Below are 14,360 nucleotides of genomic sequence, written 5' to 3'. Positions count from 1 at the left end.
ATGGCGATGACGGCGAGCACTGCTGGGAGACGCTATTCCAACGCAACCTATCGGGCCATGCGCCGCGTAAAGGCGGTCGGGCTTTATGCCGGCGTTGCGGCCGTCCTCGCCTACATGCTCTTTCCCTACTATTGGGCGATCGTCTCCTCGACAAAGACGGGGCAGGCGCTTTACCAGTTCACTCTGCTGCCCGCGTTGGATTTCAGCAACTACCGGCAATTGTTCAACAACCCCGTATTCATGGGCGCGCTCGTAAATTCCGGCGTGGTCGCCCTGGTCAGTACGGCGATTTCTCTCGTCATAGGCATTCTTGCCGCCTATGCGCTCGGGCGCCTGCGTTTCCCGCCCGGCCGTATGGTTCTGATCGCCGTACTCATGATCTCGGTCTTCCCGCAAGTGGTGGTGCTTTCGGGAATGTTTGAAGTGATCGGATGGCTCGGCCTCTATAACCGCCCGTCGGGGCTGATCGTCTCCTATCTCATCCTCACACTGCCGTTTACGACATGGATCCTCACGAGCTTCATCCGTGATCTGCCGAAAGAGCTCGAGGAGGCGGCACTCGTCGATGGCTGTTCACGCCTGCGTATCCTCACGCACGTATTGCTGCCTCTGATGGGGCCGGCGATTGCCAGTACCGGTCTGCTGTCGTTCATCCTTGCGTGGAACGAATTTCTCTTCGCTCTCACCTTCATACTGACGGACGAGAACAGGACGGTTCCCGTCGCGATCGGCCTCCTGACAGGAAGCAGCCGCTATGAATATCCGTTCGGGCAGATCATGGCCGCTTCCGTAACGGTCACGCTGCCGCTGCTCGCACTCGTGCTGGTCTTCCAGCGCAAGATCGTGGCCGGGTTGACGTCCGGCGCCGTGAAGGGGTGACACCGACCGCCGCCGCGCGGAACTCTATGTGCCAAAATTGGCATCATCTATTTTCGTGATTGGACTTCGGGATCAGTTGGAGTCACGCTTAATCGGCTGCAGCGCGGCGCGTCGTTGGACGCGCAGAGGTCGGTGCAGCGCTTCGATTTGTTGCGTGTCCCTGAACCTGATCGGCAGGCGGGTGCGCGGCAAGTGGAACTGGGGGACCAACTATCGTTAGAGTAGGAGGTCGCAATGAAGCACCAAGCAATCGAGCAGTTACAGGGCGTCGCCGAGGTCAAGCAGGACTTTCCGCGACGGACATTATCGCGCAAGGAGCGCCTTGAGCGTTGGGCGGAGCTCCTTGAGCGTGACCCTCACAGACGCCTCTCGACACTGCACGAGACAGAGTATCAGCCAGCGAGAGTCCGCGCGGCCATGCGCGGTGATGGTTCGCCGATCTCCGTTGCCTTCGAGGACCCGGTCTTCCGGGCCGCCGGAATGGAGAATGACAGCTACGGTGAAGCCAGGCGTTTCTTCGAGCTGAGCGACGAGCAATTGCATAAGGTCATCTGCTACTGCCATTTCGGTGCAACCGTCAGCGCATCGACGGCCTCGCGCCACATCCGCGCAATGCTTATCGAGAAACAGCCAGGTCTGTTCGCTCGGTTGCGCCAGATGTTCGCCGGCTGAAGCACGCGACCTGGTCAGAGGGCCGTTATCGAGCGGCCGCCGGACGAGGCGGGCCGCAGTGCGTGCGCTTGAAACGTGCACGCTCTGCGGTGCTCCCATCGCCTTGGCTGGCGGCTGCCTCCGAAGCGGTGTATGTTCCGTCACCATCAGGCCCGCACGGTCTTTTGGCCGAAATTCCATGCGATTTTCTCGAACCGCGTCGTTCAAGGATAAGCATTAGGAAGTAAGGGCTCGAGCGGTCGAGGAGCTGGCGGAAACACTATGGCTCAAAGGGCAGGTAATGCGGATCTCCCGCTGCATGGCGGCCGGGTGCCGCGGTGGCTCGGCGATCGCATGACGCGCTTGGGCGCGCTGGTCACCGAAGCGATCGTACATCACTATGGACGCGACGAGTTTTTGAGGCGCCTGGCGCATCCGTTCTGGTTCCAGTCCTTCGGTGCCGTAATGGGAATGGACTGGCATTCGTCCGGGATCACCACGAGCGTCATCGGGGCGCTGAAACGCGGCCTCACGCCCCTTGCCGGCGAGCTCGGCATCCATGTTTGCGGCGGCCGCGGCCAGCACTCCCGCAAGACGCCCGGCGAACTCGTCTCGATCGGCGATCGCATCGGTTTCGACGGCGGCGCAATGGCGGAGGCGAGCCGACTCGTAGCAAAAGTGGACAGTGCCGCCGTTCAGGACGGCTTCGACCTCTACCTGCATGGCTTCATCATCACGGACGATGCCAAATGGGTGGTCGTCCAACAGGGCATGAACGGCGACCGGCGCCAGGCGAGGCGCTATCACTGGCTTTCCGAAGGGTTGACGAGCTTCGTCGATGCGCCGCACAGCGCGATAGAGGGCAGAGGACAGGGCGAAATCTTCAATCTCGCAGACCGCCGGGCTGCCGCGTCGCGGAGTGCGCAGCTCGATCTCCTCCACTCACTCGGGCCCGACGGACTCTTGCGTGAGGTCGCCTCGATCGAGGCTCGCGCTGCTCCTCAGGCAGAGCCGGCACAGCCGCTGCTGCCGCATCTCTTCATGCCCGCCCATCACGAGGTTCGTGAATCCGACGTCAATCTCCGGCGCCTTCACGGCAGCTTCGCCGCGGCCGCCGAGCGCGGACCTGAAGACTTCAAGGACCTGCTCCTCGTGCCGGGGGTCGGGGCCCGGACGGTCAAAGCACTGGCGATGGTCGCGGAGGTCGTTCACGGAACGCCGTGCAGGTTCTCCGATCCCGCCCGCTTTTCGCTCGCCCATGGCGGCAAGGACCGTCATCCGTTTCCGGTTCCGTTGAAAGTTTATGACGAGACTATCGGCGTCATGAAGTCCGCGGTGAGTAAGGCCCGGCTCGGGCGCGAGGAGGAGCTTGCGGCGCTGAAGCGACTTGACGAGCAGTCGCGACGGCTGGAACGCTACGTCACCGGCCCTGACCTCAAGGAGATCGTCGCGGGCGAATTCAGGGACTCCGCGCGTTTCGGCGGGCGCAGCATCTTCGGCTGGGAACCGCCCGAGGAAGAAACGATCATTTCCGAGCCGGGCGACCGCGCGCGGCGTTGAAGCGGGAACAATCGGCGCAGCGATCGATTTAAGCAGCATGAGCGGGATTGCGCGGACGCGGTTTTACGCCGGTATCCCGCTCCCTGTTCAGCCGACCGTTCATGGAGTTTTCGATGACCGCTGCGATGACCACAACCAATCACGATACAATCCGCAAATGGATAGATGCCCGCGAGGGACAGCCGGCGCGCGTTAAGAATGCAACCGAGGGCGGCGGTGGCCTTCTTCGCGTTGATTTCGGCAAACCCGAAGATACGCTGGAGAAAATTTCCTGGGATGAGTTCTTCAAGATTTTCGATGAGGAGAAACTTGCGTTTCTGCACCAGGATATGACCGAAGACGGACAGACGAGCCGCTTCTGTAAATTCGTCAACCGAGACTGACCCCGGAAGGACATCGGAAAGAGACGGAAAGAGCATTTTGAGGCGACCCACGTGGGAAAGGATCTCGTGATGCTTGCCACCAGAAAGCCGGAGCCCGCCGCAGAACGCGAGGAGCGCCCCGTTCGACCCGCAGTGGACGACGAGCCGGCACCCGCGGCGATCAGGAGGGCCGCGACGGACGCTCGCGAAAGCCTTCATGAGCCGAACGCCCTTTTCTGGCGCGGCATCTAGATGACCCTGTTTTAGAGCCTTTCCTGTCCGGCGTCCCCGACGTTGCGCTCTATCTCTCCGAGCCGCGCCGTCAGGCGTTTGATCTCGTCGCGCTTCTCGGCAACAACATCTCTCGCCGCCTCGAGCCTGTCGCCTCCCGGCACCGTGCCGATGGCCGTGTGTGTCTCGGTCGCGATGGTGTCGATTTCGGCCTGCAGCCGGGCGATCCGCTCGCGCAGCCCGTCGAGTTCCCTGTCGATATCAGGTGCGCCCATCCGATCTCTTTCCCATGCATCGATCGGTTCGTCGACGCTCGGCGGATCCAGCGGACGAGCGTCACCACCCGGGCGCGGTTCTCCAGGCTTGTTTGTGCTCATGACTGATCTCCTGTAAGCGTCATCAACGCCGAACTGCCGCCTATGTTCCCTCGACGCCCTTTTCGCTGCAACATTCGATCGGGCCCTTGGAACTTCCCAATGCCGTCGCCGTTTTCCCTTCGCCACCTGGGAGGGACCCCATGCATTCAGAGGAATATCTAGAGCTTCACTATGATCTGTTGAGCCACCGGGCACTTTTGTCATGCGGCCGCAACGCTTATGTGTTGCCGGACATCTATGAGACCAAGGAAATGGCGCAGGTCGCCGCCCAGAAGTTCGCCTGGGAGACGCTCGGCCTGAAAGAGCGGGCGGCCGGGTGCCGCACTGCCGCCGACCTGCCGGTCTGGCTGCGCTGAAAATTGCGCCGATTGCGATCCGGAGACCTTGTCACCCGTCAGCTCCGTGCATGCATTGCGGAGTGCCAGACGATGACGGCTGGCCCCTCTGCGCCGAGAACCGGGTCGAAGCGAGGCAACGGCACCGCGTCGATCGCGATACGGTCATCCGCCGTCGCGGCGCCGCTTTTGATATCGGCGTGTTGCTCCGGCGGATAACCGCCGATAACGAGGAAGTCGGCGCTCGCCTCGTCGCGGCGGTGGCCGGTTCCCGCGGGAAGGAGAATGACGTCGCCGGCTGCGACCTCGACTTCCCGGCCACCCGGCCCGCCGATGAGGAGGCGCGCCCGGCCTTCAGCAATCCCGAGAACCTCGTGAGCACCGCAATGGTAGTGGTGACGGGCAAAGACGCCGTTGCGCCAGAGACCGAGCCAACCATTGGCCCGGAAGCGTTCTTCGATCCGTGTGGCTGCATTTTCGGTAACGTCGATCGCCTGGCGGTAGACCAGCACGGGCAAGCGCGGATTGTTGGGTACGCCGCCGCTTTCGGCGAATATGAACTCTTCGACCTTCATCAATTTCTCCTGCGCAGAGGGTATTCTGTTTCTCCGGAACGTTTTTTGCGGCTGCATGTTTCCTCAAATCGTACCCGTTCAAAAAGCAGGCTGGTGCATTGCAGCGGCAAACACGGCGGCGGAATCCGCGTATGAGGGATCTTCCATGTCATACAAACTCTATTACTGGGACGGTATTCCAGGCCGCGGTGAATTCGTGCGCCTTGCGCTGGAAGAGGGAGGAGCGGATTACGTCGATGCTGCCCGCGAGCCGGGGGGCACGGATGAAATGCTGAAGCTGATGAAGGCGCCTGGCGGGGCCGCTCCTCCCTTTGCTCCGCCGTTCCTCGTCGATGGCGATCTGCTTATCGCCCACGTCGCCAACATTCTATTCTATCTTGGGCCGAGGCTCGGCCTTGCACCCGAGGGCGAAGGGCTTCGCACTATTGCTAACGGTCTGCAGCTGACGATCACCGATTTTGTTGCGGAAATCCACGACACCCACCACCCGATCGGCGTATCGCACTATTACGAGAGCCAGAAGCCCGAAGCGCTGCGGCGCGCGGCCGATTTCCTATCCGAGCGCCTGCCGAAATTCCTCGGCTATTTCGAACGAGTCCTTTCGCAGAATCCGAGCGGGCCGAACCAGATGGTCGGCGACCGGCTGAGCTACGTCGATCTTTCGCTCTTCCAGGTGATCGAGGGACTTCGCTATGCCTTTCCAAGGGCGATGGACGCCTATGAGGCGAACATTCCCTGCTTGGTTGACGTGCATGATGCCGTGCGGGTCCGGCCGCGAATTTACAGCTATCTCGCCTCGGAGCGGCGGCTGGCCTTCAACGAGTCCTGTATCTTCCGCCACTATCCCGAACTCGACAGGCAGTCCTGACCGTCAACCAATTCGAACCGCTACTTTGGCGAGATCGTCGACGAAACGGGCGCGTTCCGCCTCGGGGTTGCCTCTGCCGCGGATTCTCAGCAGATAGGAGGGATGAATCGTGACGAGCACGGAGAACCCGCCGGGTGCTGGCACAAACTGTCCTCGGTTTTTTGTGACGCCGACGCCTCGACCGAGCAGCGACATCAGCGCCGTGGCCCCGAGCGCAACGACGATTTCGGGGCGGAGCTCATCGATTTCGGCCCCGAGCCACCAGGCACAGGCCTGGACCTCGCCCGCATTTGGCCGCGAATGCAGCCGGCGCTTGCCACGCGGTTCGAACTTGAAGTGTTTGACGGCATTGGTCAGATAGCATTCCGACCTATCGATGCCGGCTTCGTGCATGCACTCGTCCAGAAGCCGCCCGGCGGGCCCGACGAACGGGCGCCCCGCGAGATCCTCCCGGTCGCCGGGCTGTTCGCCGACAAGCACAACGCGGGCGTCGGTCGGGCCTTCGCCGAAGACCAGCTGCGTGGCATTCTTGTAGAGGTCACACCGCTCGCAGCCCTCGGCCTCCCGCCGTAAGGAGGCAATCGTCGGTGCCTCTGCATGTTCGCCCGCGAGCGCTGGGCCAAGTTTGGCGGATTCTCTTGGCATATCCGTGGAGGATCTCCTCGTGTTCCTTGTTATTGCTGCGGCCGATCTTCGGGCCTAACGGTGATGCAAGAGGCATGTTCCCTCGCGATCTCATCGTGCAATGGCGACCACGATGCCGAGGCCGGCCAGTTCGGTGACGTCGGGCGTCCTCTCGCCGGCCGCTTCGCTGGCGAAGATCGGCTGACCCCGGAACGGGGGGATGGCGCGCGTCTCCTGCGAAAGATTGACGCGCATTTCCAGGCAGGACTCCCCGAACTGCCAGTCGACGGCGATGACACCGTCCTCTGTCTCGAATACCCGGTGTTCCGGCATTGCGGTGCCGGCTATCATCGGCACGATATGCCTCTGCCGGATCGAAGCAAGGTCGCGCATATAGGCAAGACGCCGCTCGCCGGCCGGACTTGCCGCGCGGCTCCAGCGCAGCTTCGAGCCGGAAAAAACCTCCGGATCCAGCGGGTCGGGCAGATCCTCCACGGTCTTGCCATTTGGAAGCCCGCCGAAATTCTCGGCTTCGTCCCGGCGTCCCAGCCGGATCGCGTCGGCGATTTCTCCCTGATAGTCGGAGAAGAAGTAGAAGGGCTGTGTCTCGCCGTATTCCTCACCCATGAACAGAAGGGGAATTTGCGGCGCGAGCATGTGCATGGCCGTCAACACCCGCAGGCTATCCTCTCGAACCAGCGAGGCAAGGCGCTCGCCGAAAGCGCGGTTGCCGATTTGGTCGTGGTTCTGCAGGAAATTCACACGGCCCTGCGGCGGCACCCGGGCGCGGCTTCCTTCAGCGGAGAAGTTGTCCTCCTTTGCGGGCACGGCGAAACCTTCGGCCAGCGCGCTGCGGATCTTGCTCCACGGGGCCTCCGCGAAGGGGCGATAGTGGCCCCTGGTTTCGCCGGTCGCTACGACATGGAGCGCGTTGTGAAGGTCGTCGTTCCATGCCGCGTCGAAGAGCATGGGCGCGCCGTTGGCGTCACGCTCGAGCAGGCTTCTGCGGCGATTAGCGTCCTCCACCACCAGGTGGATTTGGCGGTCGGCGAAGCATTTGCGCACTTCGTGCTCCAGCGCGACGAGGAAATGCGGATTGCTCGTGTCACGAATCTGTTCAGTCGCATCGAGGCGCAAACCGTCGAAACGGAAATCGCCGAGCCAGTAAAGCGCATTCTCGATAAAATATCGCCGGACTGCTTCTTCCTCGAAGGCAATGGACGCACCCCAGGGTGTGGGGCGATCCTTGTTGAAGAAGCGGCTTGCGTACAGGGAAAGGTAATTCTGCTCGGGCCCAAAATGGTTGTAAACCACGTCGAGCAGGACCACGAGGCCGAGCGAATGCGCTGCATCCACGAGCCCCTTCAGGTCATCCGGCGTCCCATAGGCATTGTGCGGGGCATAATGCAGCACACCATCGTAGCCCCAGCCCCGCGCGCCGGGGAACTGTGCGACGGGCATGATTTCAATCGCGGTAATTCCGGCCGATGCCAGATACGGCAGGCGGTCGATCGCGGCGCGGAATGTGCCCTCGGGCGTGAAGCAGCCGATATGCAGCTCCGAGATGACCGCCTCCTCCCAGGGCCTGCCACGCCAGGAGGCGGCCCGCCATTCATAGGCCGCCTGGTCGATGACGAGCGACGCACCTTCCGCACCCCGCTCCTGTGCCGACGAAGCCGGATCCGCAACCTCGGTTCCGTCGGCCAATCGGAAGCAATAACGGTCTCCCGGCTTCGCCTCGACCGTGATTTCGAACCAGCCGCCATCGCTCTGCCGCATCTCGTGCGGGGTACCGTCGAGGACGAGATCGACACCCCGCTCGTCGGGAGCCCACAGCCGAAACCGGCAAGTGTCTTCGCCGACGAAATTGGGCCCCCAAGTTTTTCTGAAACGCGGAGGCGTTGAGCTTTCTCGCATCGGATATGTCCCTTGAGATGAAAGGCAAGGAACTGGCCTGGGGCGGGAAAGTTCCCCGACGGCCCATCGCGAAAGAGGAACAAATACCTGCCTGCTGCGTTGCATCAAAGCTGCTGGGCAAGGCGGTAGAGGGCGCGACTGAATGAATCTGGCTTTTTCCGAACTCGATTTCATGAAGCCCGAACTCGGTGCAGAATACACCGGGCAGGGGACGCATTTCGCCGTCTTCTCGGCGCATGCGGAGAAGATCGAGCTTTGTTTGTTTTCCGAAGACGGGCGCGAGGAAACGGCGCGCATGCCGCTGCCGAAGCGCGAGGGCGACGTCTGGTCCGGTTACATAGAGGGTATCGCTCCCGGCGCCCTCTACGGTTACCGCGCACACGGGCCGTATGATCCACATAAGGGCCATCGCTTCAATCCCAACAAGCTGTTGCTCGACCCCTATGCCAAACAGGTTGCGGGGGAACTCATCTGGGACGACGCGCTTTTCGGATACACGATCGGTAGCCCTGAAGGCGATCTTTCATTCGACGAGCGCGACAGCGCTCCCTTCATGGTGAAGGGCGTCGTTCAGGACCCGGCCTTCGATTGGGCAGGCGAGGAAGCGATCCGCCGCCCCTGGACGGAAACGGTCATCTATGAAGCGCATGTCCGCGGCATGACCATGACGCACCCCGCCGTACCGGACGAGCTGCGCGGCACATTCCTCGGCATGGCAAGCGATCCGATCATCGAGCACCTGGTGAAGCTCGGCGTTTCCGCCATCGAATTGATGCCGGTCCAGTATTTCCTCGACGACCGCTATTTGATCGAGCGTAATCTCAGCAACTACTGGGGCTATCAGACGCTCGGCTTCTTTGCTCCCCACAAGCGTTATCTGAAGGGCGACCGCATCACGGAATTCAAGACGATGGTGAAGCGGTTTCATGCCGTTGGCATCGAAGTCCTGATGGATGTCGTCTACAACCATACGGCCGAGGGCTCGGAACGGGGACCGACATTAAGCTTCCGTGGGCTAGACAATTTCAGCTACTACCGCCAGTCGCCCGACAAACCGCGTCATACCTACGACACGACCGGAACCGGCAACACCCTCAACGTTGCCCATCCGCTGGTGCTGCGTATGGTCCTCGACAGCCTGCGTTACTGGGTGGGAGTGATGCATATCGACGGCTTTCGCTTCGACCTCGCAAGCACGCTCGGCCGCGAATACATGGAGTTCGATCGCGAGGGCGGTTTCTTCGACGCGATCCGACAGGACCCGATCCTTGCGGGCGTGAAGCTCATCGCCGAACCGTGGGACGTGGGCCAGGGCGGTTACCAGCTTGGTGGTTTTCCGCCGCCGTTTCGCGAGTGGAACGACCAGTTCCGCGACGATGTCCGGCGGTTCTGGAGGGGAGACGCCGGCATGGTTCCGGTGCTTGCGGAGCGCATCGTCGGTTCGCCGGTACAGTTCAGGCATTCGGATCGTGCCGCAACGTCGTCTATCAATCTGGTGAGCGCCCATGATGGCTTCACACTGATGGACACGGTCTCCTATGGTGAAAAGCACAACGAGGCGAACGGTGAGGAGAACCGTGACGGCCATTCGGACAATCATTCCGACAATATGGGCGCTGAAGGTCCAACCGATAACGCAGAGGTTAACGAGGCACGCAGGCGGCGGCGCGCCGCCATGGTCGCTACGTTGATGGTCAGCCAGGGCGTGCCAATGGTGCTCGGCGGCGACGAGTTGGGCAACAGCCAGAGAGGCAACAACAATGCCTATTGCCAGGATAACGACGTCGGATGGCTCGACTGGCCCGGCGCGGACGAGGGCTTTCTGGACTTCTGCCGCAAGCTCGTCGCCTTTCGAAAACAGTCTCCTGTCCTGCGCCAGGAGCGGTTTCTCGACGGGGAGCCTGACGAGAATGGACGCGTCGAGATCGCCTGGTACAAGGCCGACGGCACCCCCATGGACGAAGATGCCTGGCACAATGGCGAACTCCGCCTGATCTGCGCCTATATCTGCAGGACCGGCCAGGATGAAGCGTCGCCGGTCGGCGAGATCGTCGTCGTGCTCAATGCTGGCGGGGGGTGCGAGATAGTCCTTCCGCACACAAATGGAACGAAGCACTGGCTGCGAGTACTCGACACGGCAGCCGAAGAGCCGTTCGGCATTCGCGCGAGTGCCGCCAGGGAGAGCATTCCGGCACAATGCCTCGTCGCCTACGTTCCGCAGGAGGGCTGGAATGGCTAGAGCAATGTCGGTCGACGTGCTGGAATGTCGACCTGCCGGGCTCGCCGATCTCCCGCAGCGGTTCGCGGCGATCGGGTCTGTGTCCGAGGAAACTGGGCTCGTCTACGTCAGCGACAGCGAGCCGGGGATTCGGCGCCAAAGACGTGGCAAAGGGTTTGCGTATCGCATGCCGGACGGATCGATCGTTACCGATCCGTCTATTAAAAGCCGCATAGCGGCACTGGGATTACCGCCTGCCTATGAGAACGTCTGGATCTGCCTTGACGAACGGGGCCACCTGCAGGCCACCGGGTATGATGCGCGCGGCCGAAAGCAGTATCGTTATCACAGCGAATGGCAGGCCCTCAGGAGCGCCGACAAATTTGCGCAACTGACGGAATTCGGCAAAGCCTTGCCTAAGATACGCCGCACCACACGGCGCCACATGCAGGGCGGCGTGGAAAACATGCAGACCGTGCTTGCGGCGCTCGTCGCCCTGCTGGACGAAGCGCATCTGCGCACCGGCAACCAGGCTTATGTGCAGGCCAACGGAAGTTATGGCGCAACCACTTTGCTGAAGCGGCATCTCAGACTTGGCGACGGTTTTATAGAATTAAAATTCACCGGAAAGGGTGGCAAGCGCGTTCAGCGGGTGCTCCGTCGCCCGAAGTTGCAGCGACTGCTCGAAGAAATAGCCGATCTCCCGGGCAGGCAGCTTTTCGTCTGGAAGGATGAAAACGACGCGCTTCGACCGGTGGATTCCGGCCGGCTCAACCGGTATCTTACGGACATGGCCGGCACAGCGATTTCGGCAAAGACATTCCGGACATGGGGCGGCACGCTCGCCGCTTTCACGGTCGCGCGGACCTCGATCGAGCGGGGTGAGTGGCCGACGATCAAACAGATGAGCGAGGCGGCTGCATCCGTGCTTCACAACACGCCAGCAATCAGCCGGAGCAGTTACATTCATCCGGATGTGCTCGCCCTTGCCGACAAGTCGGCCCCGGTCTCCGCGCGGCAGCTTCAGGCGCGTGGGCGTTCAGGAAGTGAATTGCGTGTGGAGGAACAGCGTTTGCTAGGCTTTCTTCAGCGCAGCGCGCGGAGGAAAAAGCGCCTGCCCGCCCGGGTGACAGAGTCACGGCCGGAGAGCGTTGTATTCTAACGTCCTGCGCTCCCCATAAGCGCGGGATGCGCGCCGTTCAAGGCATCGCATCCCCACGCTCAGTCGGTATTTAGCCCAGCTGGCCGCTCGGAGCGTTTTCAACTGAGATCGGTCAGATTGGGGTTCTGCTGCACGGTGCTCGTATCTGCCGGTTCTATGCGCAAGTTGTTTTGCACATTGGTGACCCCCGACACGTTTTCGGCGCAGTCCTCGGCGCGGCGTTTCGCCCATTTCGAACTGACCGTGCCGTTGAGTTGTACTTCGCCATTTGTCACGCTCACCTCGATGTTCGAGGCATCGAGAGCGCCGTCGTCGCTTAGACGATCGCTGACGTCTTCCTGGATGCGGCCGTCAGTCCGCCTGTAGCCTTTGGGGCCCTTGCCACGATGCCGGTCCATCTCGCGCCGGCGTTCGGCATCTTCGTCGCCGAACCATGAGGCCACCTCATCGCTCGCGCGGTCTAGGAAATCGCGGTCGCCACGGCGATAATCGCGCGTCTCGCCATAGCCTCCATAACCGCGGTAGCGGCCTTCGCTACGGTAGCCGTAGCCGGGGCCGTGATAGTCTCTGAAATACCGCTCGCGGCCCCGTCGATCGTCGTCGTCATCGCTCCAGCGTTCGCTTTCACCACGATAGCTTCCGGTGGGCCATGACATCGAGTTCTCGTAGTCTGCGCCGCGAGGCTCGACTTCTTCACCGAAACGGCCGCGTCCCCGGCCACGATTGCGCTCGGATCCATGGTAAGGGTCGCGTGAACGTTCATTCTCCCAATCGCGGCGGGCCCAATCGCGTCGGGTGTAGGGATCGTATCTGCCATAGTCCGGTTGTCTGGGCATGGGCTCTCTCCTGGCTTTTGCTGATGTGGGTCAAACCTGCGATCGGCCCAAAGGGTTCCCCACTGCGGACTTGTCCCGGCCAGTCAGCGGAACAATCGCGGTCGGTCGGGATTGTCCGATAGAGGGGTCCCGCCCCGCATGTCATGGGAGACGAAAATGCCGAACCCGAATCAGCCGGACCCAGTACCGGAGCCGCCGCCGAAGCAGGCGCCGGATTTACCGCCATGGTTTCCCGACGTGCCGATCGAGGAGCCCGAGCCGGACGTTCTTCCGGATGAAGTTCCGGTCCCTAATCCAGACGAAAATCCGGAGCCGCCACGGCATTTGTGAGGGTGTGTCCGCCATAAAGACCGGGCGGAACAAATAGTCGTCCGCGCCGTTTGAACCTCGCCATCAAATGGAGTCCAGCGGCGAGGTAAGGGACATGGACGATATGGACAATGTGGACAACCAAAGGGAAGAGCTCATCAGGCGCCGAGCCTACGTGATCTGGGAGCAGGAAGGCCGGCCGGACGGGCAGCACGAACGTCACTGGGAGCAGGCTGCCCGGGAAATGCAAGGATCAGAACCGCAAGGCTCGGAAGCGAATGGAAAAGCTGCGTCCGATAACGGGATACGAACCAACGGGAGCAGGCGGCGCGAAAAGCAAACCGTGGCCGAAACCGAGGCTCCTGCTCCGCCCGCTGAAGGAAGCGCGGCTCCTCGCTTGGACGCCGAGCGCTGAGCGCCGGCCCGGCAGCGATGCCGGTGAGGACCGCTCCACTAAAGTGAAGGAGAAGACAATGCGTGTATCAGAAATCATGACCCGGGACGTACATCTCGCAAGCCCCAATGATACCATCGCCGCTATTGCACGGGAAATGGCGGAAAACGACATTGGCTTCATGCCGGTCGGGGACAATGACCGCCTGATCGGCATGATAACGGACAGAGACATCGTCGTGCGCGGCGTTGCAGATGGGATGGACCCTCAGGCAAGGGTCGCCGAAATCATGACCACGGACGTGAAGTATTGCTTCGATGACGATGACGTGGACGATGTGGCAAGGAACATGGGCGACATCCAGGTTCGGCGGCTGCCTGTCGTGAACCATGACAAGCAACTCGTCGGTGTGGTTTCTCTTGCCGACGCAGCGCGTGAACAGCCACAGATGGCGGGCACTGGCCTAAAAGGTGTGACGGAGCCCGGTGGATCCCACAATCAGACCCATGGGAACGGTTGACCGTCACTTCGGCGAGAGAAGGGCAGTTCGAGAGAGGGGCGCAGTGGCGCCCCTTTCTCGTTCGGAACAAGGGAGGAAATACCATGGTGGTCAACCAGAATAGCCTACCGGACCGCGTCGGGCCGATCCCCGGCGATGCGGAGCCCGATGAACATGTTGCCGATGCCGGTGACGCTGGAGGAGTTACGCGGTATCTTGACCAGCCGGAGCACCCGGACCCGCCACAGCCAAAACCGCGCAATTTCAGCGCATTCAGTGAACGGCCCGCGCCGAGGCCCGCGTCCGAGTCGGCGGAGGAAGCCGTCGCAGCGAACGATGCCACCGGTGGCGAATATTGGAACCGGGTACTCGGCGACAATACCAACGCCGGCACGCTTCGGTTCCTTGCCGCCGTGGGGCTGTTCGTTTTGATCGCTGCCGCGCTGTTCTGGCTTGCCGGATGACGGTCGGCGAAGATTCAGGTCTGATCGAGCAAATCCTAAATGTGATCGACAGTTAGGGAGGGGTGCGGGCTGCCTCTAGACTATAGACTAAAACAATTC

18 protein-coding genes are annotated in these 14,360 nt (G+C 61.7%); 13 read left to right on the top strand and 5 right to left on the bottom strand.

What is annotated here, in order from left to right; all coding sequences use genetic code 11:
* The 5 genes from FB009_RS00975 (at position 1) to FB009_RS00955 (ending at position 3,704) form a co-directional block, all read left to right on the top strand.
* Positions 1-879, top strand: a complete 879-nt coding sequence (locus FB009_RS00975) for a carbohydrate ABC transporter permease (RefSeq protein ID WP_028053352.1) — start codon at positions 1-3, stop codon at positions 877-879.
* 234 nt (positions 880-1,113) lie between these two features.
* Positions 1,114-1,551 carry a hypothetical protein gene (locus FB009_RS00970; protein WP_012061337.1) on the top strand — a complete coding sequence of 146 codons (438 nt, stop codon included), beginning with the start codon at positions 1,114-1,116 and terminating at the stop codon, positions 1,549-1,551.
* 261 nt (positions 1,552-1,812) lie between these two features.
* Positions 1,813-3,090, top strand: a complete 1,278-nt coding sequence (locus FB009_RS00965) for a DUF763 domain-containing protein (protein ID WP_012061338.1) — start codon at positions 1,813-1,815, stop codon at positions 3,088-3,090.
* Positions 3,091-3,203: 113 nt separating this feature from the next.
* Positions 3,204-3,473, top strand: coding sequence for a hypothetical protein (locus FB009_RS00960; protein WP_028053353.1), 270 nt, complete (start codon positions 3,204-3,206; stop codon positions 3,471-3,473).
* 51 nt (positions 3,474-3,524) lie between these two features.
* A complete protein-coding gene (locus FB009_RS00955; RefSeq protein ID WP_101804887.1) occupies positions 3,525-3,704 on the top strand; it encodes a hypothetical protein in 180 nt (59 codons plus the stop codon).
* 11 nt (positions 3,705-3,715) lie between these two features.
* On the opposite strand, the gene FB009_RS00950 is transcribed toward FB009_RS00955, so the two are convergent.
* Complete coding sequence (locus FB009_RS00950) at positions 3,716-4,060, bottom strand: hypothetical protein (RefSeq protein ID WP_101804888.1); 345 nt, start codon at positions 4,058-4,060, stop codon at positions 3,716-3,718.
* Positions 4,061-4,200: 140 nt separating this feature from the next.
* On the opposite strand from FB009_RS00950, the gene FB009_RS00945 reads away from it, so the two are divergent.
* On the top strand, positions 4,201-4,416 hold the full coding sequence (locus FB009_RS00945; protein WP_012061342.1) for a hypothetical protein: 216 nt from the start codon (positions 4,201-4,203) through the stop codon (positions 4,414-4,416).
* Between the two features lie 38 nt (positions 4,417-4,454).
* Here the strand turns inward: FB009_RS00945 and FB009_RS00940 are convergent, their stop codons facing one another.
* Positions 4,455-4,970, bottom strand: a complete 516-nt coding sequence (locus FB009_RS00940) for a cupin domain-containing protein (RefSeq protein WP_102045235.1) — start codon at positions 4,968-4,970, stop codon at positions 4,455-4,457.
* Positions 4,971-5,115: 145 nt separating this feature from the next.
* Here FB009_RS00940 and FB009_RS00935 point away from each other — a divergent pair, with 145 nt between their 5' ends.
* Positions 5,116-5,838, top strand: a complete 723-nt coding sequence (locus FB009_RS00935; protein WP_101804898.1) for a glutathione S-transferase — start codon at positions 5,116-5,118, stop codon at positions 5,836-5,838.
* Positions 5,839-5,841: 3 nt separating this feature from the next.
* Here FB009_RS00935 and FB009_RS00930 read toward each other — a convergent pair whose 3' ends face one another.
* Both FB009_RS00930 and treZ read right to left on the bottom strand, forming a co-directional pair.
* Positions 5,842-6,516, bottom strand: a complete 675-nt coding sequence (locus tag FB009_RS00930) for a UdgX family uracil-DNA binding protein (protein WP_318898006.1) — start codon at positions 6,514-6,516, stop codon at positions 5,842-5,844.
* A gap of 57 nt (positions 6,517-6,573) precedes the next feature.
* Positions 6,574-8,379, bottom strand: a complete 1,806-nt coding sequence (treZ, locus tag FB009_RS00925; protein WP_101804890.1) for a malto-oligosyltrehalose trehalohydrolase — start codon at positions 8,377-8,379, stop codon at positions 6,574-6,576.
* 142 nt (positions 8,380-8,521) lie between these two features.
* On the opposite strand from treZ, the gene glgX reads away from it, so the two are divergent.
* Both glgX and FB009_RS00915 read left to right on the top strand, forming a co-directional pair.
* Entirely contained in the window at positions 8,522-10,618 is a 2,097-nt protein-coding gene (glgX, locus tag FB009_RS00920; protein WP_102029709.1) for a glycogen debranching protein GlgX, read from the top strand.
* Entirely contained in the window at positions 10,611-11,759 is a 1,149-nt protein-coding gene (locus FB009_RS00915) for a DNA topoisomerase IB (protein ID WP_101795590.1), read from the top strand. The genes glgX and FB009_RS00915 overlap by 8 nt, the downstream gene beginning before the upstream one ends.
* Before the next feature lie 98 nt (positions 11,760-11,857).
* Here FB009_RS00915 and FB009_RS00910 read toward each other — a convergent pair whose 3' ends face one another.
* Positions 11,858-12,595 carry a BON domain-containing protein gene (locus FB009_RS00910; RefSeq protein WP_101777204.1) on the bottom strand — a complete coding sequence of 246 codons (738 nt, stop codon included), beginning with the start codon at positions 12,593-12,595 and terminating at the stop codon, positions 11,858-11,860.
* A 156-nt stretch (positions 12,596-12,751) separates the two neighbouring features.
* Between FB009_RS00910 and FB009_RS00905 the strand changes: the two genes are divergently transcribed.
* The 4 genes from FB009_RS00905 to FB009_RS00890 all read left to right on the top strand — a co-directional run bounded on the left by FB009_RS00905 (position 12,752) and on the right by FB009_RS00890 (position 14,261).
* Entirely contained in the window at positions 12,752-12,925 is a 174-nt protein-coding gene (locus tag FB009_RS00905) for a hypothetical protein (protein ID WP_164497640.1), read from the top strand.
* Positions 12,926-13,019: 94 nt separating this feature from the next.
* Positions 13,020-13,319 carry a DUF2934 domain-containing protein gene (locus FB009_RS00900; RefSeq protein WP_162304035.1) on the top strand — a complete coding sequence of 100 codons (300 nt, stop codon included), beginning with the start codon at positions 13,020-13,022 and terminating at the stop codon, positions 13,317-13,319.
* 58 nt (positions 13,320-13,377) lie between these two features.
* On the top strand, positions 13,378-13,818 hold the full coding sequence (locus FB009_RS00895) for a CBS domain-containing protein (protein WP_101795588.1): 441 nt from the start codon (positions 13,378-13,380) through the stop codon (positions 13,816-13,818).
* 83 nt (positions 13,819-13,901) lie between these two features.
* Complete coding sequence (locus FB009_RS00890; RefSeq protein ID WP_101795587.1) at positions 13,902-14,261, top strand: hypothetical protein; 360 nt, start codon at positions 13,902-13,904, stop codon at positions 14,259-14,261.
* Positions 14,262-14,360 lie beyond the last annotated feature (99 nt).

Source organism: Sinorhizobium medicae (assembly GCF_007827695.1).
GTDB lineage: Bacteria > Pseudomonadota > Alphaproteobacteria > Rhizobiales > Rhizobiaceae > Sinorhizobium > Sinorhizobium medicae.
This window is presented reverse-complemented; position numbering and strand designations above follow the sequence as displayed.

Excerpts from the sequence above, each read along its gene's own strand:
- FB009_RS00890 (WP_101795587.1), top strand. The coding sequence starts at position 13,902 with ATGGTGGTCAACCAGAATAGCCTACCGGACCGCGTCGGGCCGATCCCC.
- FB009_RS00940 (WP_102045235.1), bottom strand. The coding sequence starts at position 4,970 with ATGAAGGTCGAAGAGTTCATATTCGCCGAAAGCGGCGGCGTACCCAAC.
- FB009_RS00945 (WP_012061342.1), top strand. The coding sequence starts at position 4,201 with ATGCATTCAGAGGAATATCTAGAGCTTCACTATGATCTGTTGAGCCAC.
- FB009_RS00900 (WP_162304035.1), top strand. The coding sequence starts at position 13,020 with ATGGACGATATGGACAATGTGGACAACCAAAGGGAAGAGCTCATCAGG.
- FB009_RS00970 (WP_012061337.1), top strand. The coding sequence starts at position 1,114 with ATGAAGCACCAAGCAATCGAGCAGTTACAGGGCGTCGCCGAGGTCAAG.
- glgX (WP_102029709.1), top strand. The coding sequence starts at position 8,522 with ATGAATCTGGCTTTTTCCGAACTCGATTTCATGAAGCCCGAACTCGGT.
- FB009_RS00965 (WP_012061338.1), top strand. The coding sequence starts at position 1,813 with ATGGCTCAAAGGGCAGGTAATGCGGATCTCCCGCTGCATGGCGGCCGG.
- FB009_RS00950 (WP_101804888.1), bottom strand. The coding sequence starts at position 4,060 with ATGAGCACAAACAAGCCTGGAGAACCGCGCCCGGGTGGTGACGCTCGT.
- FB009_RS00935 (WP_101804898.1), top strand. The coding sequence starts at position 5,116 with ATGTCATACAAACTCTATTACTGGGACGGTATTCCAGGCCGCGGTGAA.
- FB009_RS00975 (WP_028053352.1), top strand. The coding sequence starts at position 1 with ATGGCGATGACGGCGAGCACTGCTGGGAGACGCTATTCCAACGCAACC.
- FB009_RS00910 (WP_101777204.1), bottom strand. The coding sequence starts at position 12,595 with ATGCCCAGACAACCGGACTATGGCAGATACGATCCCTACACCCGACGC.
- treZ (WP_101804890.1), bottom strand. The coding sequence starts at position 8,379 with ATGCGAGAAAGCTCAACGCCTCCGCGTTTCAGAAAAACTTGGGGGCCC.
- FB009_RS00895 (WP_101795588.1), top strand. The coding sequence starts at position 13,378 with ATGCGTGTATCAGAAATCATGACCCGGGACGTACATCTCGCAAGCCCC.
- FB009_RS00905 (WP_164497640.1), top strand. The coding sequence starts at position 12,752 with ATGCCGAACCCGAATCAGCCGGACCCAGTACCGGAGCCGCCGCCGAAG.
- FB009_RS00915 (WP_101795590.1), top strand. The coding sequence starts at position 10,611 with ATGGCTAGAGCAATGTCGGTCGACGTGCTGGAATGTCGACCTGCCGGG.
- FB009_RS00960 (WP_028053353.1), top strand. The coding sequence starts at position 3,204 with ATGACCGCTGCGATGACCACAACCAATCACGATACAATCCGCAAATGG.